The sequence below is a fragment of the Acidovorax sp. Leaf160 genome (assembly GCF_001424265.1).
GTDB lineage: Bacteria > Pseudomonadota > Gammaproteobacteria > Burkholderiales > Burkholderiaceae_C > Paracidovorax.
This window is the reverse complement of record NZ_LMOV01000012.1, coordinates 588,749-608,776: the sequence shown is the minus strand read 5'-3', so window position 1 is coordinate 608,776 and position 20,028 is coordinate 588,749. Positions and strand designations below refer to the sequence as shown.

The window sequence follows — 20,028 nt, the reverse complement described above, 5'->3', positions numbered from 1 at the left end:
AACGCCCGGTGTAACACCAGATGGATCAGGCTGCGCCCCGGGGCGCGGCTCGCTAGAATGAAATTCATGGCAACGAACCCACCTCCCAAGACACCGGCCCCTCCGACCCGAGCTCCCGCGCGGGACGACGGCGGATCGGTAGTGCTGGAGCGACGCACGCAGCGCACGCAGCCGCCCCAGATGTTCCAGGTGGTGATGCTCAACGACGACTACACGCCCATGGAGTTCGTGATCGTCGTTCTGCAGGAATTCTTCAGCAAGGATCGCGAGGCTGCGACCCAGATCATGCTCAAGATCCATCTGGACGGCAAAGGCGTATGTGGGGTGTATTCCCGCGACGTCGCCGCAACCAAGGTCGAACAGGTTTTCGAGGCTGCGCACAAGGCAGGCCATCCGCTGCAGTGCGTGAGTGAACCTGTTGAATAAATGGCCTTTGGCCCCGATCTACAGTAATCCCTTCCAAGCAAGCACAAAGGAGTTCACATGATTGCCCAGGAACTGGAAGTCAGCTTGCACATGGCCTTTGTCGAGGCCCGCCAACAGCGCCACGAATTCATTACCGTGGAACACCTGCTGCTGGCACTTTTGGACAACCCCAGCGCAGCCGAAGTGCTGCGCGCCTGCTCGGCCAACATCGACGATCTGCGCTCGTCGCTGGCCAACTTCATCAAGGACAACACCCCCCAGGTCGCTGGTGCGGACGAGGTGGACACGCAGCCCACGCTGGGTTTCCAGCGGGTGATCCAGCGCGCCATCATGCACGTGCAGTCCACCGGCAACGGCAAGAAGGAAGTCACCGGCGCGAACGTGCTGGTGGCGATCTTCGGCGAGAAGGACTCGCATGCCGTCTACTACCTGCACCAGCAGGGCGTGACGCGCCTGGATGTCGTGAACTTCATCGCTCACGGCATCAAGAAGGGCGAGCCGCCTGAGCCTGCCAAGGCCGACAGCCCGGCCGACGGTGACGAAGGTGGCAACGGCGGCGAGCGCAGCGAGAAGGCTTCGCCGCTGGAGCAGTACACCCAGAACCTGAACGTCGCCGCCAAGGAAGGCAAGATCGATCCGCTGATCGGCCGCCACTACGAGGTCGAGCGCACGATCCAGATCCTGTGCCGCCGCCGCAAGAACAACCCGCTGCTGGTGGGCGAGGCCGGCGTGGGCAAGACGGCCATTGCCGAGGGCCTGGCCTGGCGCATCACGCAGGGCGACGTGCCCGAGATCCTGGGCGAGGCCATCGTGTATTCGCTCGACATGGGCGCGCTGCTGGCCGGCACCAAGTACCGCGGCGACTTCGAGCAGCGCCTGAAGGGCGTGCTCAAGTCGCTCAAGGACAAGCCGAACGCTATCCTGTTCATCGATGAAATCCACACGCTGATCGGTGCCGGTGCGGCATCGGGTGGCACGCTGGACGCGTCCAACCTGCTGAAGCCGGCGCTCTCCAGCGGCCAGCTGAAGTGCATCGGTGCGACCACGTTCACCGAGTACCGCGGCATCTTCGAGAAGGACGCGGCCCTGTCGCGGCGCTTCCAGAAGGTCGACGTGGTCGAGCCGACGGTGTCCGAAACGGTGGACATCTTGAAGGGGCTCAAGAGCCGCTTCGAGGAGCACCACAGCGTGAAGTACGCTGCAGCCGCACTGCAGGCGGCAGCGGAGCTGTCGGCCAAGTACATCAATGACCGCCATCTGCCGGACAAGGCCATCGACGTGATCGACGAAGCCGGTGCCGCCCAGCGCATCCAGGTCGCCAGCAAGCGCAAGAAGACCATCGGCAAGGCCGAGATCGAGGAAATCGTCGCCAAGATCGCGCGCATTCCGCCCGCGAACGTGTCGAACGACGACCGCAGCAAGCTGCAGACCATCGAGCGCGACCTGAAGAGCGTGGTGTTCGGCCAGGACAAGGCGCTGGAAGTGCTGGCCTCCGCCGTCAAGATGGCGCGCTCGGGCCTGGGCAAGGGCGACAAGCCGATCGGCTCGTTCCTGTTCAGCGGCCCCACGGGCGTCGGCAAGACCGAGGCGGCCAAGCAACTGGCCTACATCATGGGCATCGAGCTGATCCGCTTCGACATGTCGGAGTACATGGAGCGGCATGCGGTGTCGCGCCTGATCGGTGCGCCTCCCGGCTATGTCGGTTTCGACCAGGGTGGGCTGCTGACCGAGGCCGTCACGAAGAAGCCGCACGCCGTGCTGCTGCTCGACGAGATCGAGAAGGCACATCCGGACATCTTCAACGTGCTGCTGCAGGTGATGGACCACGGCACGCTGACGGACAACAACGGGCGCAAGGCCGACTTCCGCAACGTCATCATCATCATGACGACGAACGCGGGTGCCGAGACGATGAACAAGGCCACCATCGGCTTCACCAACCCGCGCGTGGCGGGCGATGAAATGGCCGACATCAAGCGCCTGTTCACGCCCGAATTCCGCAACCGGCTCGACGCCATCGTCAACTTCAAGGCGCTCGACGAGCAGGTCATCCTGCGCGTGGTGGACAAGTTCCTGCTGCAGCTGGAAACGCAGCTGTCGGAGAAGAAGGTGGAAGTCACCTTCACCGACAAGCTGCGCAAGCACCTGGCCAAGAAGGGCTTCGATCCGCTGATGGGCGCGCGCCCTATGCAGCGCCTGATCCAGGACATGATCCGCCGGGCACTGGCCGACGAACTGCTGTTCGGCCGCCTGACCGACGGTGGTCGCCTGACGGTGGACGTGGACCTGACCACGGACGAAAAGGGTGCGGAGACCGCCGAGGTCAAGCTCGACATCCAGGCGCTGCCCAAGAAGGACCGCTCGGCCCGCTCGGAACCTGCGGAGCCGGAAGAGGCCACTGCCGACTGAACCCCGGCCGGCGCCGCGGCCTTCGGGCCGAAATGAGCAAAGACCGCAGCTTCGGCTGCGGTCTTTTTTTTGTCCGTCTGCTTCGCCCTTACCCGGTTGACTTGGGAAGGCAGCCTCCGGGGCTTGCCGCGCGTTGCCTACCGCCGCGCGATGGCAGGGAGGTCGCGCAGGCCGGCCCCGGCCCGGCGCGTGGCCGGCGCTATGCCCGGTCAGCCGCCGCTCGTCAGCCGCTGCAGCAGCTCGAGCGTGGGGTAGCCATCGGCCTCCAGCCCCTGGCTTTGCTGGAACTGCCGGAGGCCGGCGCGGGTGGCCGGGCCGAAGACTCCGTCTGCTGTGCCTGCCGAAAAGCCCTTGCGGTTCAGGCCGTTCTGCAGATCCATCACCTGGCTGCGGTTCAGGGGCTGGAGATCGCGAGGCCAGGATGCCGTCACGCCCGCGCCGCCGTCGAGCTGGCGGGCCAGCAGGCCGACGCCCAGCGCGTAGTTGACCGAATTGTTGTAGCGGAGGATGGCGCGGAAATTGGGGCCGACCAGGAATGCCGGGCCCCGGGCGCCCGCTGGCGCGATGACCGAGGCGGCTTCGAACGCGGGCAGCGGTTGCCCGTCGACGGCCGTCACGCCCCGTGCCGTCCACTGCGCCGAAGGCTGGCGCACGGACAGCTCGGCCTGTGCGTGGTCGAAGCCGGTGGGCAGGCGCACCTCGACGCCCCACGGCTCGCCGCGCCGCCAGCCCGCACTGGCCAGATAGTTGGCGGTGGAGGCGGTCACGTCGGGAATGCTGCCCCAGATGTCGCGCCGGCCGTCCCCATCGGCATCGACGGCATGGGCCAGGAAGACCGACGGCAGGAACTGGGTGTGCCCCATGGCGCCAGCCCAAGACCCCACCATCCGGTCAGCCGCAATGTCGCCCTGATCGACGATGCGCAGGGCCGCCAGCAATTCGCTGCGGGCCCAGTCGCGGCGCCGGCCTTCGAAGGCGAGCGTGGCCAGCGCATCCACGGCGCGGAAGCTGCCGAAGTTGCCGCCGTAGTTGCTCTCCATGCCCCAGATGGCGGTGATCACGGCGGCGGGCACGCCGTAGCGCGCCTCGGCAGCGGCCAGCGGCGCGCTGTACTCGGCCCGTTTGGCGCGGCCGGCGGCGATCCGTTGCGCCGAAACGGCGCTGTCGAGATACGCCCAGGGGGTGCGGGTGAATTCGGGTTGGGCGCGGTCGAGCTCGATCACCCGCGGCAGCAGCCGTGCGCTGCCCAGCACCTGGTCGACCGTGGATGCGCGCACGCCTGCAGCCTGGGCATCGCGACCGAAAGCCGAGACCCACGCCGCGAAACTGGCCTGCTCGGCCGCAGCCGAGGGATTGGCCTGGGGATCGGCTGGCGCCGCTGCCGGGGGGGCGCTGGCAGCAGGGGGTTGAGCCGCCGGAGCGGGGGGCGCGGCTGCGACCGCAGGGGCCGCAGCGGTCACCACGCCTGGCCCGGCTGTGGGCGCCGGGGGAGTCGAGGCGCAACCGGCCACGGTGAGCGCCAGACAGGTCAGTGACAGAGGCCAGGGCGACGGCAGGCGTGGCACAGCAGGCGGCTGCGCCGGGAAATCACGGGTCATTGTGGAGTGCATGCGCCATTGTCGTTGGCCCCGGCATACTTGCGGCTTTGCGTTCCCTGCGGCAGCGACTCCATGCACACCTTTTATTGGCACGACTACGAAACCTTTGGTGCCAACACGCGGCGCGACCGGCCCGCCCAGTTCGCGGGCATCCGCACCGACGCCGAACTCAACGAGATCGGCGAGCCGATGATGATCTACTGCCGGCCGGCGCCCGACTACCTGCCCGACCCCGAGTCGTGCCTGATCACCGGCATCACGCCGCAGGTCTGTCTGGAGCGCGGCGTGCCCGAGCACGAATTCGCTGCCCGCATCGAGGCCGAACTGGCCCGCCCCGGCACCATCGGGGTGGGCTACAACACCATCCGGTTCGATGACGAGATCACCCGCTTCATGTTCTGGCGCAACCTGATCGATCCGTACGCCCGCGAATGGCAGAACCAGTGTGGCCGCTGGGATCTGCTGGACGTGGTGCGCATGACCTACGCGCTGCGTCCACAGGGCATCGAATGGCCGCGCAAGGAAGACGGCTCGCCGAGTTTCAAGCTGGAGCATCTGTCCAGGGCCAACGGGCTGGCGCATGAGGCAGCGCACGACGCGCTCTCGGACGTGCGTGCCACCATCGCGCTGGCACGCCTGATCCGCCAGCAGCAGCCCAAGCTGTTCGGCTTCGCCCTCGGCCTGCACAAGAAGGACCGCGTGGCCGCGGAACTGCGCCTGCCCACCACCACCGACACGGCGCGGCCGTTCCTCCACGTGTCGGGCATGTTCCCGGCAGAGCGCGGCTGCCTGGGCGTGATGTGGCCGCTGGCGAGCCACCCCACGAACCGCAACGAGCTGATCGCCTGGGACCTGTCCCAGGACCCGGCCGAACTGGCGCTGCTCGATGCGGACACCATCCGCCAGCGCATGTTCACCCGCAGCGACGAGCTGCCCGAAGGCGTGTCGCGCCTGCCGATCAAGACGGTGCACCTGAACAAGTCGCCCATGGTGGTGGGCAACGTCAACACGCTCACCCGCCAGGCGGCCGAGCGCTGGGGCATCGATCTGGAGCAGGCGGCGCTCCATGCCGAGAAGGCGCGGGCGCTGCCGGACCTCACGGCCATCTGGGCGCAGGTGTTCTCCCGCCCGCAGCAAGAAGGCGGCCCGGCGGCCGATGTGGATCAGGACCTCTACGGCGGGTTCGTCGGCAACGAGGACCGGCGCCAGCTCGAACGCCTGCTCAGCATGCCCGCCGAAAAGCTCGCGGATGCACGCCCCAGCTTCGACGACGAGCGGCTGGAGGAGCTGGTGTGGCGCTACCGGGCGCGCAACTTCCCCCACACCCTGACCGATGAGGACCTGGAGCGCTGGGAGGCCCACCGCGTTGCCTGCCTGATGGAGGGCCAGGGCGGGGCGCTCACCTTCGACGAACTGTTCGCCCGTCTGGACGAGCTGGGCGGCGAGGCGGACGAGCGCGGCGAGGCGATTCTTGGCGCGCTCTACGACTACGCCGAGAGCATTGCGCCAGCGATGTAGGCGGTACCGACCATGTCCTCCGCTCTGCCACCCCTCGTGCAGAACCCGCCCGAAGCCCCATCTGCTGCCGAGCCTGCGGCGCACGCCCGCGCACTGGCCGACTTTCTGCGAAGCCATCGCCGCGTCTTCGTGCTCACCGGCGCAGGCTGCAGCACGGCATCCGGCATTCCGGACTACCGCGACACGGACGGGCAGTGGAAGCGGCCCCAGCCCGTCACCTTCCAGGCCTTCATCGGCGAGGAGGCGACGCGCCAGCGGTACTGGGCGCGCAGCATGATCGGCTGGCGGGTGATGGGCCACGCCCTGCCAGGGGCAGCCCATCGGGCGCTGGCTGACCTGGAAGCGCGGGGGCGAATCGAGCTGCTGCTGACGCAGAACGTCGACGGCCTGCACAGTGCTGCGGGCAGTGCGCGCACCATCGACCTGCATGGCCGCATCGATACCGTGCGCTGCATGCACTGCGAAGCCCGCACGCCGCGGGCCGACCTGCAGCAGCGGCTGCTGCACGCCAACCCCGATTGGGCAGCCCTCCATGCGCAAGCCGCACCGGACGGCGATGCCGATCTGGACGGTCTCGATTTTTCCGGGTTCGTCGTGCCTGGCTGCGCCGCCTGCGGGCAGGGTCTGCTCAAACCCGACGTGGTGTTTTTCGGCGAAGCCGTGCCGGCGGAGCGGGTGGCCGCCGCGCGTGCGGCCCTGCAGCGCTCCGACGCCATGCTGGTGGCGGGTTCGTCGCTGATGGTCTATTCGGGCTTCCGCTTCGTGCAGGCCGCAGCCGACGCCGGACTGCCCATTGCCGCCGTCAACCAGGGACGCACCCGCGCGGACGCCTTGTTCGCCCTGAAGGTTTCCGCCGACGTGGGCGCCGTGCTGGCGTCGGCAGTCGCCTCGCTGGGCTGATCGGGCGTCGCGGCGGGCCCTGAACCGGGTGGGTGGCGACCGCGCCGCAGGGCGCTCGGCAGGGGTGCCTCCGGCAACGGTGATATCGTGCGCAAAGGCTTGAACCCCCGGAGCGCCTGGCCGCTCCGCACGACAACGATGCCCGCAGAGCAGAGGAGACGTCATGCACCAGCCACCCCCGACGCGCGCTGCGAGGCCGCTTTCGCACCCGGCCGACTGGCTGGAGACGGCGGACGACGGCGCGCTTCGGATCCAGCATGCGCACGAAAGGTCCGCCGCTTTCGGACTGCGCCGTGACGCCGAGGCCGACTTCGCTCCGCTGCAGCCCGATGCGCTGGCCTGGACCGTGGCGCGCAACGAGGCGCTGTGCGTTCATGCCCGGCCAGTGATGGAAACGCTGTCCGCGCAGATCGCCGGCACGCAGAGCATGGTCCTGCTCACCGACGCCACGGGCGTGGTGCTTCACGCGCTGGGCGATGACGAAATTCTGGGCCGCGCCAGCCGCGTTGCGCTGCGGCCGGGGGCCACCTGGTCCGAGCGCAGCAAGGGCACGAACGCCATCGGCACTGCGCTGGCGCTGGGCGAGGCGCTGCAGGTCCACGGCAGCGAGCACTACCTGCAGGCCAATCATTTCCTGACCTGCTCCTGCGCGCCCATCCACGACCCGCAAGGCCACATCATCGGCGCGCTGGACGTGAGCGGCGACCACCGGGGCCGCAGCCCGCACACCATGGCGCTGGTGCGCATGTCCGCCCAGATGGTGGAGAACCACCTGTTCGGCAAGGTGTTCGAGGAAGCCGTGCTGCTGCGCTTCCATGCGCGGGAAGAGTTCCTCGGCACCCTCGTCGAGGGCCTTGCCGCGTTCACGCCTGATGGCCGCTTCCTCGCGGCCAACCGCAGCGGCCAGTTCCAGCTGGGCCTGTCGGCCACGTCGCTGCAGGCGCATACCTTCTCTTCACTGTTCGGCATGCCGATGAGCGCGCTGCTGCTCCACGCCCGCGCCACGGTGCCCGACCGCCTGTCGCTGTGGCTGCACGGGGGCGTGGCGGTGGTGGCGCAGGTCGAGTTCCGATCCCGCCACGCAGGGCTGGTCACCCCGTTGGCCGGCGGCTCCCGGCAGGCCCCTGTGCCTGCAGCCCAAGGGGGCCAGGGGTCCCGACTGCCGCCGTCGCCGCCCTCGGGCGAGCGCCCGGCAGGAGCCGGCCGGCTCTCCAGCCTGCGCTACCTCGACACTGGCGATGCCCAGCTGGCCCAGGTGATCGACCGGGTCACGCGGGTGCTGGGGCGCGACGTGCCGACCATGATCCTCGGGGAAACCGGCACCGGCAAGGAGCTGCTGGCCCAGGCGATCCACCACGACGGCCCGCGCGCCGGCCAGCCTTTCGTGGCGGTGAACTGTGCATCGGTCCCGGAGAGCCTGATGGAAGCCGAGCTGTTCGGCTACGAGGAGGGCGCCTTCACCGGCGCGCGGCGCAAGGGTAGCCCGGGCAAGATCGTGCAGGCCCACGGGGGCACGCTGTTTCTCGATGAAATCGGCGACATGCCGCTGGCCATGCAGGCGCGGCTGCTGCGGGTGCTGCAGGAGCGCACCGTGGTGCCGCTCGGCTCGACCCGGCAGATCCCGGTGGATGTCCAGGTGCTGTGCGCCACGCATCGCAACTTGCGCGAGATGATGGCGCGCGGCCTGTTCCGCGACGATCTCTATTACCGGCTGAACGGCCTGGTCGTGCGCCTGCCAGCCTTGCGCGAGCGCTCCGACCTGCTCGTCATCGTCCAGCGGCTGCTGCAGGCGCTGGAGCGCGGCAGCGAATCCCGGCCAGGCAACCCGGAGGGGCGGCAGCCACCCGCCCGGACCACGCCGCTGCGCCTGTCGGCCCGCGCCATGCAGTGCCTTCTGGCTCACCGCTGGCCGGGCAATCTGCGCCAGCTGTCCAATGCCCTTCGGACCGCCGCGCTGATGGCGGGCGATGCCGAGGCCATCGACATCGACCATCTGCCGGAGGATCTGTTCGACGACGAGGGGTGGGGGCAGGCCTCTTCCGACGCCCGGCAGGGCTCGGGCTCGGGCTCTGGGAGGCACCTCGATCCGGGCGGCGTGGTCCACCCGCCCGCCGGCGAGCCGCCACAGGCCGGGCCCGGCACTCTCCGGGCGGTGCCACCCGCTGCCGTGCAGTCGTGGGAGGACACCGCTGATGCCGCTCTGCGCCATGCGCTGGCGGTGCATGCTGGCAACGTGTCCGCAGTGGCGCGGGCCCTCGGTGTCTCCCGCAACACGGTCTACCGCCGCGTGAGGGCGATGGACGCGCGGGCCGTGCGTCACTGAGACGGAGGGCCACCGCCGCGGGACGGGACCGGCGGGCGCCAGGCGCGCCACGCCAGGGCGGCCAGGGGCGAGGCCCAGCAGGCGGACAGCACCCAGACTACCAGCCGCGATTCCGGCGCGGCCGCACCGAGGTAGACCGCTGCAAGGAAGTTGGCGGCACCCGCCACCGGCGCCAGGGCGACGAGCCAGATGGCGACCACGGCATTGCGCGGCAGCCATCTGCAGGCGAGCGGCAGCAGGCACAGCACCCCTGGGCTGAACAGCAGCCAGCCCATCACGGCGCCCGCGTCCTTGTCGAGATAGGGCAGTCCGCCGCTGGCGAGCCGCAGGAGCACCGTCCAGCCCGCCAGTGCAACGGCCAGGCCGACCAGGCCGAGGAGATGGCGCATCGTCACAAGTCTGGCAAAAGCCCGAGGATGCCACGGCTGCTGGCGGTGTAGGCCCGGCCCGAGCCCGAGTGGGCGGCAGATCGCTGCGCTCAGCCGGGTCCGCGCTGCGGCGGCCCCAGCGCCTCGACGGCTGCCCACTCCGCTTCGCCATAAAGCCGTGAACGGGTCAAAAAGCGCAAACCGGTGGGACGCTCCAGCGAGAACATGCCGCCGTTGCCGGGCACGGCGTCGATGATCAGGTGCGTGTGTTCCCAGTATGCGAATTGCGATTCGCTCATGTAGAAGGGCGTGCCGGCGATCTCGCCGAGCAGCACATCGGAGCCGCCCAGCATGAATTCCCCGAGCGCGAAGCACATGGGCGCGCTGCCATCGCAACAGCCGCCCGACTGATGGAACATCAGCGGGCCGTGCTGCGAACGCAGCCGTTCAATCAATGCTTCGGCCGCCCGTGTGGCCGAGACACGGGTTGCCGCAGCAGGCGCAGCGCGCGCGGCAGGCAAAGGGGCCGAAGCGACGGATTCGGAGGGCATGCAGTGCTCCTATCTTTGAGTGGGACAACGTGGCTTTGGCAACGTGTCCCGGCCAGGTACCAATGTGGGCCAACCCAGGGCGGCCGATGCCGTGCCGCCCTGGCCGCCGCAGCGTCCGCACTCTCAGAAGAAGCCCAGCTTGTTCGGGCTGTAGCTCACCAGCAGGTTCTTGGTCTGCTGGTAGTGGTCGAGCATCATCTTGTGGTTCTCGCGGCCGATGCCCGACTGCTTGTAGCCACCGAAGGCCGCATGCGCGGGGTAGGCGTGGTAGCAGTTGGTCCACACGCGGCCGGCCTGGATGCCGCGGCCCATGCGGAAGGCGCGCGCCCCGTCCCGGCTCCACACGCCGGCGCCCAGCCCGTACAGCGTGTCGTTGGCGATCTCCAGCGCTTCCTCCTCGGTCTTGAAGGTGGTGACGGACACCACCGGCCCGAAGATCTCTTCCTGGAAGATGCGCATCTTGTTGTGGCCCTTGAACACCGTGGGCTTGACGTAATAGCCGCCGGCCAAGTCGCCGCCCAGCAGGTTGCGTTCACCGCCGATCAGGCATTCGGCGCCTTCCTGCTTGCCCAGGTCCAGGTACGAAAGGATCTTCTCCAACTGCTCCTGCGAGGCCTGCGCGCCGATCATGGTGCCCTTGTCGAGCGGATGGCCCTGGGTGATGGCGGCCACCCGCTTCAGCGCGCGTTCCATGAAGCGGTCGTAGATCGATTCCTGGATCAGCACGCGGCTGGGGCAGGTGCAGACCTCGCCCTGGTTCAGCGCGAACATGGCGAAGCCTTCCAGCGCCTTGTCGAAGAAGGCATCGTCGGCAGAGAGCACGTCCTCGAAGAAGATGTTGGGGCTCTTGCCGCCCAGCTCCAGCGTGACCGGAATGATGTTCTGGCTGGCGTACTGCATGATCAGCCGGCCGGTGGTGGTCTCGCCCGTGAAGGCGATCTTCGCGATGCGGCTGCTGGAGGCGAGCGGCTTGCCGGCCTCCAGACCGAAGCCGTTGACCACGTTGACCACGCCTGGGGGCAGCAGGTCGCCGATCATCTCCAGCAGCACGAGGATGGAAGCCGGCGTCTGCTCGGCGGGTTTGAGCACCACGCAGTTGCCGGCGGCCAGGGCGGGTGCCAGCTTCCAGACGGCCATCAGGATGGGGAAGTTCCAGGGAATGATCTGGCCCACCACGCCCAGCGGTTCATGGAAGTGATAGGCCACTGTGTCGTGGTCGATCTCGCTGATGCCGCCTTCCTGCGCCCGCACGGCGCCGGCGAAGTAGCGGAAGTGATCGATGGCGAGCGGGATGTCCGCCGCCATGGTCTCGCGCAGCGGCTTGCCGTTGTCGATGGTCTCCGCCACGGCGATGGTCAGCAGGTTGGCTTCCATGCGGTCGGCGATCTTCAGCAGGATGTTGGCGCGGTCGGTGGTGGAGGTCTTGCCCCAGGCTGCCTTGGCCTTGTGCGCGGCGTCCAGCGCGGCGTTCACGTCCTTGTCGTTGGAGCGTGGGATCGAAGTGAACACCTGGCCGTTGATGGGCGAGCTGTTCTCGAAATACTGCCCGTCCACCGGCGGCACCCATTGGCCGCCGATGTAGTTGCCGTACTGCTTCTTGTAGGGGTTCGCGATGCCGAGGTTGGCGATTTCTGCCATGTTCATGGTGCGTGTCTCCTGGTTGGAATAGCCGTGATGTGCCACCGGCCGGTGCGGCGCGGCGACTCACTCAGGGGCAAATCGCGTGCCAGCCGCTCTTGTGCTGCCGGCCCGCCCTGCTTTGCAGTCCGCCTCCCTGACCCGGGCGGTTGCGGGTGCTCTGCCAAGCCAGCGCGGGCCTCCGTTCTGGCCCGGGGTTGCTGCGATATGGAGCCCCGGGGTGTGTTCCAAGTGTTCCGTTTCTGCACAGGGGCGGAACACCCCGTTGTTTGCTATGGAATACGTAGCAAGGGGCGCAGAGGGGTTGGGCGGACAAGCCGCTTTGTTTTCCGATCTGCGCAGCCGAGGCCTGTCGCCGCCGCGCTCGGTCGGGCGCGGGGCAGCGCGACGTGCCTCCTGTGCCAGCCCGGGAACATCTGCCACCGGGCCTGCGCGCCTAGAATCGGCGGCTGCACTCTGGCGCTCGCCGCCAGGGAGAGAACGGCACTCCTGCCCGGTGGGCGGAGGCCGCACGGATGGCGCTGCGCGTATCGCTGCACGGCGCCTCCATCACCAATTCGCAGGAGGCGCCACCATGGGTGCGCAATGGAAAGCAAAGGGCAAGGCGCAGGTTGCCGACGCCAAGGGCAAGCTGTTCGGCAAGCTGGTCAAGGAAATCATCGTGGCCGCGCGCGGCGGGGCCGATCCGGCGGGCAACTCGCGCCTGCGGCTGGCGGTGGAACAGGCCCGCAAGGCCTCCATGCCCAAGGACACGCTGGAGCGCGCCATCAAGAAAGGGTCCGGCGTGGGCGCCGACGCGGTGGACTATCAGCGCGTGATCTATGAAGGCTTCGGCCCGCACCAGGTGCCTGTGATGGTCGAATGCCTGACCGACAACGTGAACCGCACCGCGCCCGAAATGCGCGTGCTGTTCCGCAAGGGGCAGCTCGGTACGTCCGGCTCCGTGTCGTGGGACTTCAACCATGTCGGCCTGATCGAAGCCGAGCCCACCCCGGGCCACGCGGGCGCAGACGCGGAAGTGGCCGCCATCGAGGCCGGCGCGCAGGACTTCGAGCCCGGTGAACAGGACGGCGCAACGCTGTTCATCACCGACCCGGCCGACCTGGACGTGGTGAGCCGCGCGCTGCCCGCCCAGGGCTTCACCGTGCTGTCGGCGAAGCTGGGCTACCAGCCCAAGAACCCGGTCGACCCAGCGAATCTGAGCGCAGAGGCGCTCGAAGAGGTGGAAACCTTCCTCGCCGCGATCGACGCGCACGACGACGTGCAGGAAATGTTCGTCGGCCTGAAGGGTTGACGACGCCCCGGGGCGGCCTGGCCAACTGCCGCGACGCGGCCGGCTTCCACTGCTGACCTTACTGGCCCTGCGCTGGCGGCGCCGGCGGCGGTGGGAGGGTGGCGGCACGCCTTGCGCAAGATATCAAAAACGATAGCTGCCTGCCCAGGTACACCAAGGCCTGGCGGCTATTTTCCCTTGAAACTTGGGGCTGGTCCGGTGGACCGGCGTCAGCTGCCGAGGAACCCCACCTGCGGCGGCCGGCCCGGCAGCGTCAACTGCGCAACGGGCGCCGGGCTGCTGGCCACCTGCCGACCGCGCCGCCAGACGGCCAGCCGCGCGGCCCGCAGACGAATGGCTTCCCCCGGGTTGCGCGCATGCAGCAGCACCAGGTCGGCATGGCAGCCCGGCGCGATGCCGTAGCCCTCCAGCCCCATCAGCCGGGCAGGGTTGATCGTCACCGCATCGAAGCACTGGCGCATGCCGGCCTGGCTGGTCATCTGCGCCACGTGCAGGCCCATGTGCGCCGATTCCAGCAGGTCCGCGCTGCCGCCGCCATACCACGGGTCCATCACGCAGTCATGGCCGAAGGCCACCGTCAGGCCGGCCGCCGTCAGCTCGGGCACGCGGGTCATACCGCGCCGTTTGGGATAGGTGTCGTGCCGGCCCTGCAGCGTGATGTTGATGAGCGGGTTGGCCACCACGCCCAGCTGCGCCTCGGCCATCAGCGGGATCAGCTTGCTGACGTAATAGTTGTCCATGCTGTGCATCGACGTGAGGTGCGATCCGGCAACCCGGCCGTGCAAGCCGAGGCGCACGGTTTCGGCGGCCAGGGTCTCCACATGGCGCGACAGGGGGTCGTCCGTTTCGTCGCAGTGCATGTCCACCCGCAGGCCGCGCTCGGCCGCCAGCTCGCACAGCAGGCGCACGCTCTCGGCGCCCTGCGCCATGGTGCGCTCGAAATGGGGGATGCCGCCCACCACCTCCACGCCCAGGTCCAGCGCCCGCGTGAGGCTGTCCAGCCCGCCCGGCTGGCGCAGCACGCCATCCTGCGGGAAGGCGACCAGCTGCAGGTCCAGGTAGGGCGCCACACGGGTTTTCACGTCCAGCAGGGCGCGCACGGTCAGCAGGCTGGGGTCGCTGGTGTCCACGTGGCTGCGGATGGCCAGGAGGCCGCGCGCCACGGCCCAGTCGCAGTAGTTGAGCGCCCGTTCCACGATGGCTTCGTGGGTGAGCGTGGGCTTCAGCTCGCCCCACAGTGCGATGCCTTCCAGCAGCGTGCCGCTCTCGTTCACGCGCGGCTGGCCGTAGCTGAGGGCGGAGTCGAGGTGGAAGTGCGCATCGACGAACGGTGGCGAGAGCAGCAGGCCGCCGGCATCGACGGTCTGGTGCGCAGGAGCGCGCAGGCCTTCGGTGACTTCGGTGATGCGGCCGCCTTGAACCGCCACCGACATGCAGGTGCGGCCGTCGGGCAGGGTGGCGTCGTGGATCAGCAGGTCGAGCATGGGGTCACAAGAAGAAAAAGGGGGTGGGGCGGGAAGTCATCGGCAAGAGGCCGCGACACCCATGCGGATTTGCAGCGTGATTCATTGTGCCCCCGTATAAGGCATCGCTGGGCCGTGGACTGCGCCCCCGCTCCCCGCTTTGGGAGCTGAGACCGCCAACACGTTCTCATGCCTGCCGCATGATCTTTTCGAACTGGAAGGCTTCGTCGTCGTCCCCGGGCAGGTCATTCTCCTCCGGTGGGTGGGGGTCTGGATGGTGCCGGTTGAAGAACTCGATGATCTTGAAACCGCACTTGTTGACGTAGAAGTGGATATTGCGCTTCTCGAAGTACGGGGTGTGTGTCTGCCAGGTGATGGTCTCGGGATATTGCTGCTCGATCGCATGCCAGGCCCTGAGCCCGATTCCGCGGCCTTCCTCACCCACTTTCACGAAGAACAGATCGAGCGAATTGTGGTGGTCGGCGTTGATCGTGAGCACGGCACCGCCGACCTTCCGACCACCGCGGAGAATGCGCAGCGCCACGGCGTTCGGGGCACTCATCGCCGTGTCCAGGGTCTGGTCGGACGGGATCGGCCCATCCGGGAGCGATCCGAATTCATCGGCCACTGCGACGGCAAAGGCACTTTGCAGTTCTGTCTTGAAATCGGCAACGTCGTCGGGTTGCACGGCAGCCAGGGTGATGGGGTTTCCGGTCATGGATGCAGGTATATCACCCATGTCGGCGCGCCCGTTAAGCTCAGTGCATCCTGCATCCTTTCCCGCGCCCAGTGCGCTCCATACCTCTCGGGAATTCGAGCCGCCATGCAATTCGCCTACACCATCCTCTACGTCGAGGACGTTGCCCGGTCCATCAGCTTCTACGAAGCCGCCTTCGGCCTGCAGCGGCGCTTCCTGCACGAGGGCGGTGACTACGGCGAACTGGAGACGGGCGCCACCACGCTGGCGTTCTCTTCACACCAGCTCATGGCGCAACTGGGCAAGAACCCGCGGCGCGCAAGTGCGGACGCGCCCAGCTTCGAGATCGCCTTGACGACGGACGACGTTCCCGCTGCCCTGGAGCGCGCAGTGGCCGCCGGCGCTAGGCAGCTGCGCGCGCCGGAGCGCATGCCCTGGGGCCAGACCATCGCGTATGTAGAGGACGGTGACGGCGTGCTGGTGGAGCTGTGCACGCCCGTGCAGCCGGGTAGAGACGCTGCGCGCCCGATGGTGTTCAGGCGGCTTGCCGGGATGCACGCCACGCCGTGCGGGTGAGCCGGTAGAGCAGGTGCGGGCGCACCGGATGGCCCTCGGGCACGGACGGGTGCTCGAACGCCTCCGCCGGCGATTCGCGCATGCCCAGGCGCGCCATCACCGCCTGCGACCGCCGGTTGCGCTGCGCGGTGAAGGCGACGATCTCTTCCAGCCCGAGCGCCTCGAACCCGAGCCGCAGCGCCAGACGTGCGCCCTCCGTGGCCAGGCCACGGCCCCAGAAGGGCCGGGCGATGCGCCAGCCGATCTCCACGCAGGGCGCGAACGGCAGCGGTGCCGTGGGCCGGTGCAGGCCGATGAAGCCCAGGAAGGCGCCACTTGGCGTGCCCGCGCCGCCTGGGCCTTCGAGCAGTTCGGCCGCCCAGAATCCCCAGCCTTGCTGCTCTATCAGCACCTCGATGCGATCGGCCATCGCATCGCTCTGGGCATGGTCCAGCGGCGCCGGGAAATGCTCCATCACCGCTGCGTCGGCATTGAGCGCGGCGAAGGGCGCGCGGTCTGCTGCCGTCCATTGGCGCAGGCGCAAGCGGGGCGAGCACAGCAGGGCCGGATCGATGGGGTGGGGCAGGGGTGGCGGCGTGCCTGCGCTCAAGGGCTGAAACATCTGTCCATGCTAGCCGCAGCTATCAAAGCCTATCGCTCCCCTTTGCGATACGGCTTCATCAGCGCCTGCGGGTAGGCGGCGTTGCGGGCCACCAGCACCAGCGCCAGGATGGAGAGCAGGTACGGCAGCATCAGGTACACCTGATAGGGCAGCCACGCGTCGCCCGACTGCTGCAAGCGCAGCTGCAGCGCATCGAAGAACGCGAACAGCAGCGCGCCGAGCAGCGCCTTGCCGGGGCGCCAGGAGGCGAACACCACCAGGGCCACGCAGATCCAGCCGCGCCCGTTGACCATGTTGAAGAAGAACGCGTTGAACGCCGACAGCGTGAGGAAGCTGCCCGCCACGCCCATGAGGGCCGAGCCCGCCACGAGGGCGCCCGTGCGGGTTGCGGCCACCGAGATGCCCTGACCCTCGGCCGCCTGAGGGTTCTCGCCCACCATGCGCACTGCCAGGCCCAGGGGCGTGCGATAGAGCGCCCAGGCCAGCAACGGCGCCAGCAGCAGGGCGAGCAGGGTCAGCGGTGTCTGTGCCGAAAGAATCGGCACGCCCAGCCAGTCCATCGGCGCGAACGGCGTGATGGTGGGCGGCGTGTTGACCTTCGGAAAGCCCACGCGGTAGCCGTAGTAGCTGAGCGCCGTGGCCAGCAGTGTGATGCCCAGGCCCGAGACATGCTGCGACAGAGCCAGCCCCACGGTCAGCCAGGCGTGCAGCAGACCGAAGCCCGCCCCGGTGAGTGCCGCCACCGCCACGCCCGTCCACAGGCCGTGCCCGGCATACACGGTGAGCCAGCCGGTGAAGGCGCCTGCGACCAGAATGCCTTCGATGCCGAGGTTCAGCACGCCCGCGCGTTCGCAGAGCAGCACGCCCAGCGTGCCGAAGACGAGCGGCGTCGCCACGCGCAGCGTCGCGATCCAGAAGGCCGGCTGGGCCAGGATGTCGAGCAATTCGGTCATTTCCAGCGGGCCCGGTATTGCGCCAGCAGTCCGGCGACCAGCACGGCGATGAGGGAGGTGGCGACGATCACGTCGGCAATGTAGGTAGGCACGCCCACGGCGCGGCTCATGCTGTCCGCGCCCACCAGCACGCCCGCCACGAAGATGCCCGCCACCACCACGCCCAGCGGATGCAGCCCGGCCAGCATGGCGATCACGATGCCGCTGTAGCCGTAGCCGGGCGACATGTCCAGCGTCACATACCCTGTGCGGCCCGCCACCTCGATCGCACCGGCCAGGCCCGCGAGCCCGCCCGAGAGCAAGGCCACCAACACCACCGTGCGGGTGACCGGCACGCCCGCGAACGCGGCGGCCCGTGGATTGGCACCGGCCGCGCGGATGTCGAAACCCGGCACCGTGCGTGCCAGCAGTGCCCAGAGCAACATCGCCAGGCCCACCGCGATGAGAAGGCCCGTGTGCAGGCGCGAGCCTGTCACCAGGCGGGAGAGTTCCAGCTCGCCCTGCAGCGCCACGCTCTGCGGCCAGCCCAGCGCCAGCGGGTCCTTCATCGGGCCGTCGAGCAGGGCCGACACCAGCAGCAGCATCACGAAGTTCAGCAGCAACGTGGTCACCACCTCGTCCACGCCCAGCCGCGCTTTCATCAGCGCCGGGCCAAGCAGCAGCGCGGCGCCGGCCAGGGCGGCAGCCAGCAGCATCAATGGAAAAAGCACCCACGGGGACCATTCCAGGCCCGTGCCGCCATGCATGCCGCCCACCGCCACGGCAGCTATCGCGCCGGCATAGAGCTGCCCTTCGGCGCCGATGTTGAAGAGGCGCGCGCGGAAGGCCACGGCGGCGGCGAGCCCGGTCAGGATCAGCGGCGTGGCGCGGGTGAGCGTCTCGGTGAGCGCAAAGACCGAGCCGAACGCGCCCTGCGCCAGCAGTGCATAGGTGCGGCCCACGGGCGCGCCGGCCCACAGCACCAGCAGCGCGGAGACGAGCAGCGTGAAGGCCACGGCGCCGACCGGCGCGGCGACATAGGCTGCCGCCGAAGTCCGATGGCGTTTTTCGAGCCTCATGACATGTCCCGTGCTGGCCCGGTGCCGGCTGCGCCCAGTCCCTTACCGGCACCGGCGGCAACGGCGGCAACGGCGGAACCGGAGCTTCCGCCCGCCATGGCCAGGCCGATGGCCTCGCGTGTCCATGCCTGCGTGGGCAGCGCTTCGGTCAGGTGCCCACCGTGCATCACTGCCACGCGGTCTCCCAGCTGCAGCACTTCATCCAGGTCGTCGGAGATGAGCAGCACGGCCGCGCCCGCGTCGCGCGCGTCGACGAGTTGCTGCTGCACGAAAGTGACGGCGCCGACATCCAGCCCCCAGGTCGGCTGGTGGGCCACGATCAGCCGGGGTGTGTCAGGCGAGGCCGGATCGGGCGGCATCAGCGCCCGGCCGAGGATGAGTTTCTGCATGTTGCCGCCCGACAGCGACCGCGCCGGCACGTCCGGCCCGCCGCCGCGCACGTCGAAGGTCTCGGCCACGCGGCGCGCATGCTGGCGAGCCCGGCCGCGCTTGATCCAGCCGGCGGTGAACCAGGGGTGCGAGAACCAGCGGCTGCCCAGGCGTTCGGAGACGGCGTTTTCCCAGACCGGCAGATCGCCCACCACGCCGACCGCATGCCGGTCTTCGGGGATGCGCGCCACGCCCTGGGCGACGAGGCGCTGGGGATGGGCGGGCAGCGGCTGGCCCCGCAGCATGACCTGGCCTTGCACCGGCATGCGCACGCCGCACAGCACATCGGCCAGCGCACCCTGGCCGTTGCCCGACACGCCGGCAATGGCGGTGATCTCGCCTGCACGCAGCGTGAGATGTACGCCGTGCAGGGCGTCACGCCCTCCGCCCGTGTGGACATCGTCCACCGTGCAGACCGCTGCTCCCACTTGGCGGGCCGGGCGGCGTTCGGCGCGCTCCACCGCATGGCCGACCATCCAGTGGGCGAGCTGCGCCTGCGTCGTGCCATGCGCCGGGGCCTGTGCCACCAGCCGGCCCTGGCGCAGCACGGCCACGCGCTGCGACACGCGCAGCACCTCGCCCAGCTTGTGGCTGATGAAAATGATCGCCAGTCCCTCGACCACCATCTGCCCCAGCGTGGCGAAGAGCGCTTCGCTTTCCTGCGGGGTGAGCACGGCAGTGGGTTCGTCCAGGATCAGGATGCGCGCCCCGCGGTAGAGGGCCTTGAGGATCTCCACGCGCTGGCGTTCGCCCACGGACAGGTCGCCCACGCGCGCATCGGGCACCACGGGCAGTCCGAAGCGCTGGGCGACCTCCAGCAGCCGCGCACGTGCGGCGCTGCGGCGAGAGAACGGCTGCCACAGCGGCTCGCTGCCCAGCAGCACGTTGTCCAGCACGCTCAGGTTGTCGGCCAGCGTGAAATGCTGGTGCACCATGCCGATGCCTGCCGCCAGTGCCGCGCGCGGCTGGCCGGGCGGCAAAGGGCGGCCGAAGGCCTCGATGCTGCCCGCGTCCGCCACATAGTGGCCGAACAGGATGGACATCAGCGTGGACTTGCCCGCGCCGTTCTCGCCCAGCAGCGCCAGCACCTCCCCGCGCGCGAGCGTGAGCGAGATGCCGTCGTTGGCCACCAGGCTGCCGAAGCGCTTGGTGATGCCGGATAGGCGCAGCACGGTGTCCGGCGCGGCGGCCGGTGGCGGTGCGGACATGGGGCGAGGGGGTGCGCC

At 68.9% G+C, this 20,028-nt stretch carries 17 protein-coding genes; 7 read left to right on the top strand and 10 right to left on the bottom strand.

Features of this window, described 5'->3' with window-relative positions; translation table 11 throughout:
- The first annotated feature begins 57 nt into the window (after positions 1 to 57).
- Positions 58 to 426: an ATP-dependent Clp protease adapter ClpS gene (gene clpS, locus ASF94_RS09310; protein WP_056664685.1), complete on the top strand. Its 369-nt coding sequence runs from the start codon at positions 58 to 60 to the stop codon at positions 424 to 426.
- Positions 427 to 483: 57 nt separating this feature from the next.
- The gene (gene clpA, locus ASF94_RS09305) at positions 484 to 2,835 is read left to right on the top strand and encodes an ATP-dependent Clp protease ATP-binding subunit ClpA (RefSeq protein ID WP_056664682.1); all 2,352 of its coding nucleotides are present in this window, start codon (positions 484 to 486) and stop codon (positions 2,833 to 2,835) included.
- Between the two features lie 209 nt (positions 2,836 to 3,044).
- Here clpA and ASF94_RS09300 read toward each other — a convergent pair whose 3' ends face one another.
- The gene (locus ASF94_RS09300) at positions 3,045 to 4,433 is read right to left on the bottom strand and encodes a lytic murein transglycosylase (protein WP_369818655.1); all 1,389 of its coding nucleotides are present in this window, start codon (positions 4,431 to 4,433) and stop codon (positions 3,045 to 3,047) included.
- A gap of 72 nt (positions 4,434 to 4,505) precedes the next feature.
- On the opposite strand from ASF94_RS09300, the gene sbcB reads away from it, so the two are divergent.
- The 3 genes from sbcB to ASF94_RS09285 all read left to right on the top strand — a co-directional run bounded on the left by sbcB (position 4,506) and on the right by ASF94_RS09285 (position 9,174).
- A complete protein-coding gene (gene sbcB / locus ASF94_RS09295; protein WP_056664676.1) occupies positions 4,506 to 5,951 on the top strand; it encodes an exodeoxyribonuclease I in 1,446 nt (481 codons plus the stop codon).
- A 12-nt stretch (positions 5,952 to 5,963) separates the two neighbouring features.
- Positions 5,964 to 6,851, top strand: coding sequence for an NAD-dependent protein deacetylase (locus ASF94_RS09290; RefSeq protein WP_056664673.1), 888 nt, complete (start codon positions 5,964 to 5,966; stop codon positions 6,849 to 6,851).
- A gap of 163 nt (positions 6,852 to 7,014) precedes the next feature.
- Positions 7,015 to 9,174, top strand: a complete 2,160-nt coding sequence (locus ASF94_RS09285; protein WP_056664670.1) for a sigma-54-dependent Fis family transcriptional regulator — start codon at positions 7,015 to 7,017, stop codon at positions 9,172 to 9,174.
- Here ASF94_RS09285 and ASF94_RS09280 read toward each other — a convergent pair.
- The 3 genes from ASF94_RS09280 to adh all read right to left on the bottom strand — a co-directional run bounded on the left by ASF94_RS09280 (position 9,168) and on the right by adh (position 11,737).
- On the bottom strand, positions 9,168 to 9,563 hold the full coding sequence (locus ASF94_RS09280) for a hypothetical protein (RefSeq protein WP_056664667.1): 396 nt from the start codon (positions 9,561 to 9,563) through the stop codon (positions 9,168 to 9,170). The two genes, ASF94_RS09285 and ASF94_RS09280, sit on opposite strands and share 7 nt — an antisense overlap.
- 89 nt (positions 9,564 to 9,652) lie before the next feature.
- Positions 9,653 to 10,093: a DUF779 domain-containing protein gene (locus ASF94_RS09275; protein WP_235505312.1), complete on the bottom strand. Its 441-nt coding sequence runs from the start codon at positions 10,091 to 10,093 to the stop codon at positions 9,653 to 9,655.
- A gap of 123 nt (positions 10,094 to 10,216) precedes the next feature.
- The gene (adh, locus tag ASF94_RS09270) at positions 10,217 to 11,737 is read right to left on the bottom strand and encodes an aldehyde dehydrogenase (RefSeq protein WP_056664961.1); all 1,521 of its coding nucleotides are present in this window, start codon (positions 11,735 to 11,737) and stop codon (positions 10,217 to 10,219) included.
- Positions 11,738 to 12,305: 568 nt separating this feature from the next.
- Here adh and ASF94_RS09265 point away from each other — a divergent pair.
- The gene (locus tag ASF94_RS09265) at positions 12,306 to 13,025 is read left to right on the top strand and encodes a YebC/PmpR family DNA-binding transcriptional regulator (protein WP_056664661.1); all 720 of its coding nucleotides are present in this window, start codon (positions 12,306 to 12,308) and stop codon (positions 13,023 to 13,025) included.
- Positions 13,026 to 13,234: 209 nt separating this feature from the next.
- On the opposite strand, the gene ASF94_RS09260 is transcribed toward ASF94_RS09265, so the two are convergent.
- Together ASF94_RS09260 and ASF94_RS09255 are read right to left on the bottom strand one after the other, a co-directional pair.
- Positions 13,235 to 14,509: an amidohydrolase family protein gene (locus ASF94_RS09260; protein ID WP_056664658.1), complete on the bottom strand. Its 1,275-nt coding sequence runs from the start codon at positions 14,507 to 14,509 to the stop codon at positions 13,235 to 13,237.
- A 166-nt stretch (positions 14,510 to 14,675) separates the two neighbouring features.
- Complete coding sequence (locus ASF94_RS09255; RefSeq protein WP_056664655.1) at positions 14,676 to 15,206, bottom strand: GNAT family N-acetyltransferase; 531 nt, start codon at positions 15,204 to 15,206, stop codon at positions 14,676 to 14,678.
- Positions 15,207 to 15,311: 105 nt separating this feature from the next.
- Between ASF94_RS09255 and ASF94_RS09250 the strand changes: the two genes are divergently transcribed.
- Positions 15,312 to 15,761 (top strand): VOC family protein, encoded by a 450-nt coding sequence (locus tag ASF94_RS09250; protein ID WP_056664652.1) that lies wholly within the window; start codon positions 15,312 to 15,314, stop codon positions 15,759 to 15,761.
- Here ASF94_RS09250 and ASF94_RS09245 read toward each other — a convergent pair.
- From ASF94_RS09245 to ASF94_RS09230, 4 genes are read right to left on the bottom strand one after another with little or no spacing between them, the layout of a single operon-like run.
- A complete protein-coding gene (locus ASF94_RS09245; RefSeq protein WP_056664649.1) occupies positions 15,721 to 16,362 on the bottom strand; it encodes a GNAT family N-acetyltransferase in 642 nt (213 codons plus the stop codon). The genes ASF94_RS09250 and ASF94_RS09245 overlap by 41 nt on opposite strands.
- Before the next feature lie 29 nt (positions 16,363 to 16,391).
- Positions 16,392 to 17,315 carry an ABC transporter permease gene (locus tag ASF94_RS09240; RefSeq protein ID WP_056664646.1) on the bottom strand — a complete coding sequence of 308 codons (924 nt, stop codon included), beginning with the start codon at positions 17,313 to 17,315 and terminating at the stop codon, positions 16,392 to 16,394.
- Positions 17,312 to 18,373 (bottom strand): ABC transporter permease, encoded by a 1,062-nt coding sequence (locus ASF94_RS09235; protein ID WP_056664643.1) that lies wholly within the window; start codon positions 18,371 to 18,373, stop codon positions 17,312 to 17,314. Before ASF94_RS09235 ends, ASF94_RS09240 begins: the two co-directional genes overlap by 4 nt.
- Positions 18,370 to 20,010 carry an ABC transporter ATP-binding protein gene (locus tag ASF94_RS09230; protein WP_235505311.1) on the bottom strand — a complete coding sequence of 547 codons (1,641 nt, stop codon included), beginning with the start codon at positions 20,008 to 20,010 and terminating at the stop codon, positions 18,370 to 18,372. The genes ASF94_RS09235 and ASF94_RS09230 overlap by 4 nt, the downstream gene beginning before the upstream one ends.
- Between the last annotated feature and the right edge of the window lie 18 nt (positions 20,011 to 20,028).

What these genes read in the sequence shown, in the direction of transcription:
- clpS (WP_056664685.1), top strand. Translation starts at nt 58, where the DNA reads ATGAAATTCATGGCAACGAACCCACCTCCCAAGACACCGGCCCCTCCG.
- ASF94_RS09300 (WP_369818655.1), bottom strand. Translation starts at nt 4,433, where the DNA reads ATGACCCGTGATTTCCCGGCGCAGCCGCCTGCTGTGCCACGCCTGCCG.
- ASF94_RS09280 (WP_056664667.1), bottom strand. Translation starts at nt 9,563, where the DNA reads ATGCGCCATCTCCTCGGCCTGGTCGGCCTGGCCGTTGCACTGGCGGGC.
- clpA (WP_056664682.1), top strand. Translation starts at nt 484, where the DNA reads ATGATTGCCCAGGAACTGGAAGTCAGCTTGCACATGGCCTTTGTCGAG.
- ASF94_RS09290 (WP_056664673.1), top strand. Translation starts at nt 5,964, where the DNA reads ATGTCCTCCGCTCTGCCACCCCTCGTGCAGAACCCGCCCGAAGCCCCA.
- ASF94_RS09240 (WP_056664646.1), bottom strand. Translation starts at nt 17,315, where the DNA reads ATGACCGAATTGCTCGACATCCTGGCCCAGCCGGCCTTCTGGATCGCG.
- ASF94_RS09275 (WP_235505312.1), bottom strand. Translation starts at nt 10,093, where the DNA reads ATGCCCTCCGAATCCGTCGCTTCGGCCCCTTTGCCTGCCGCGCGCGCT.
- adh (WP_056664961.1), bottom strand. Translation starts at nt 11,737, where the DNA reads ATGAACATGGCAGAAATCGCCAACCTCGGCATCGCGAACCCCTACAAG.
- ASF94_RS09265 (WP_056664661.1), top strand. Translation starts at nt 12,306, where the DNA reads ATGGGTGCGCAATGGAAAGCAAAGGGCAAGGCGCAGGTTGCCGACGCC.
- ASF94_RS09260 (WP_056664658.1), bottom strand. Translation starts at nt 14,509, where the DNA reads ATGCTCGACCTGCTGATCCACGACGCCACCCTGCCCGACGGCCGCACC.
- ASF94_RS09250 (WP_056664652.1), top strand. Translation starts at nt 15,312, where the DNA reads ATGCAATTCGCCTACACCATCCTCTACGTCGAGGACGTTGCCCGGTCC.
- ASF94_RS09245 (WP_056664649.1), bottom strand. Translation starts at nt 16,362, where the DNA reads ATGTTTCAGCCCTTGAGCGCAGGCACGCCGCCACCCCTGCCCCACCCC.
- ASF94_RS09235 (WP_056664643.1), bottom strand. Translation starts at nt 18,373, where the DNA reads ATGAGGCTCGAAAAACGCCATCGGACTTCGGCGGCAGCCTATGTCGCC.
- ASF94_RS09255 (WP_056664655.1), bottom strand. Translation starts at nt 15,206, where the DNA reads ATGACCGGAAACCCCATCACCCTGGCTGCCGTGCAACCCGACGACGTT.
- ASF94_RS09285 (WP_056664670.1), top strand. Translation starts at nt 7,015, where the DNA reads ATGCACCAGCCACCCCCGACGCGCGCTGCGAGGCCGCTTTCGCACCCG.
- ASF94_RS09230 (WP_235505311.1), bottom strand. Translation starts at nt 20,010, where the DNA reads ATGTCCGCACCGCCACCGGCCGCCGCGCCGGACACCGTGCTGCGCCTA.
- sbcB (WP_056664676.1), top strand. Translation starts at nt 4,506, where the DNA reads ATGCACACCTTTTATTGGCACGACTACGAAACCTTTGGTGCCAACACG.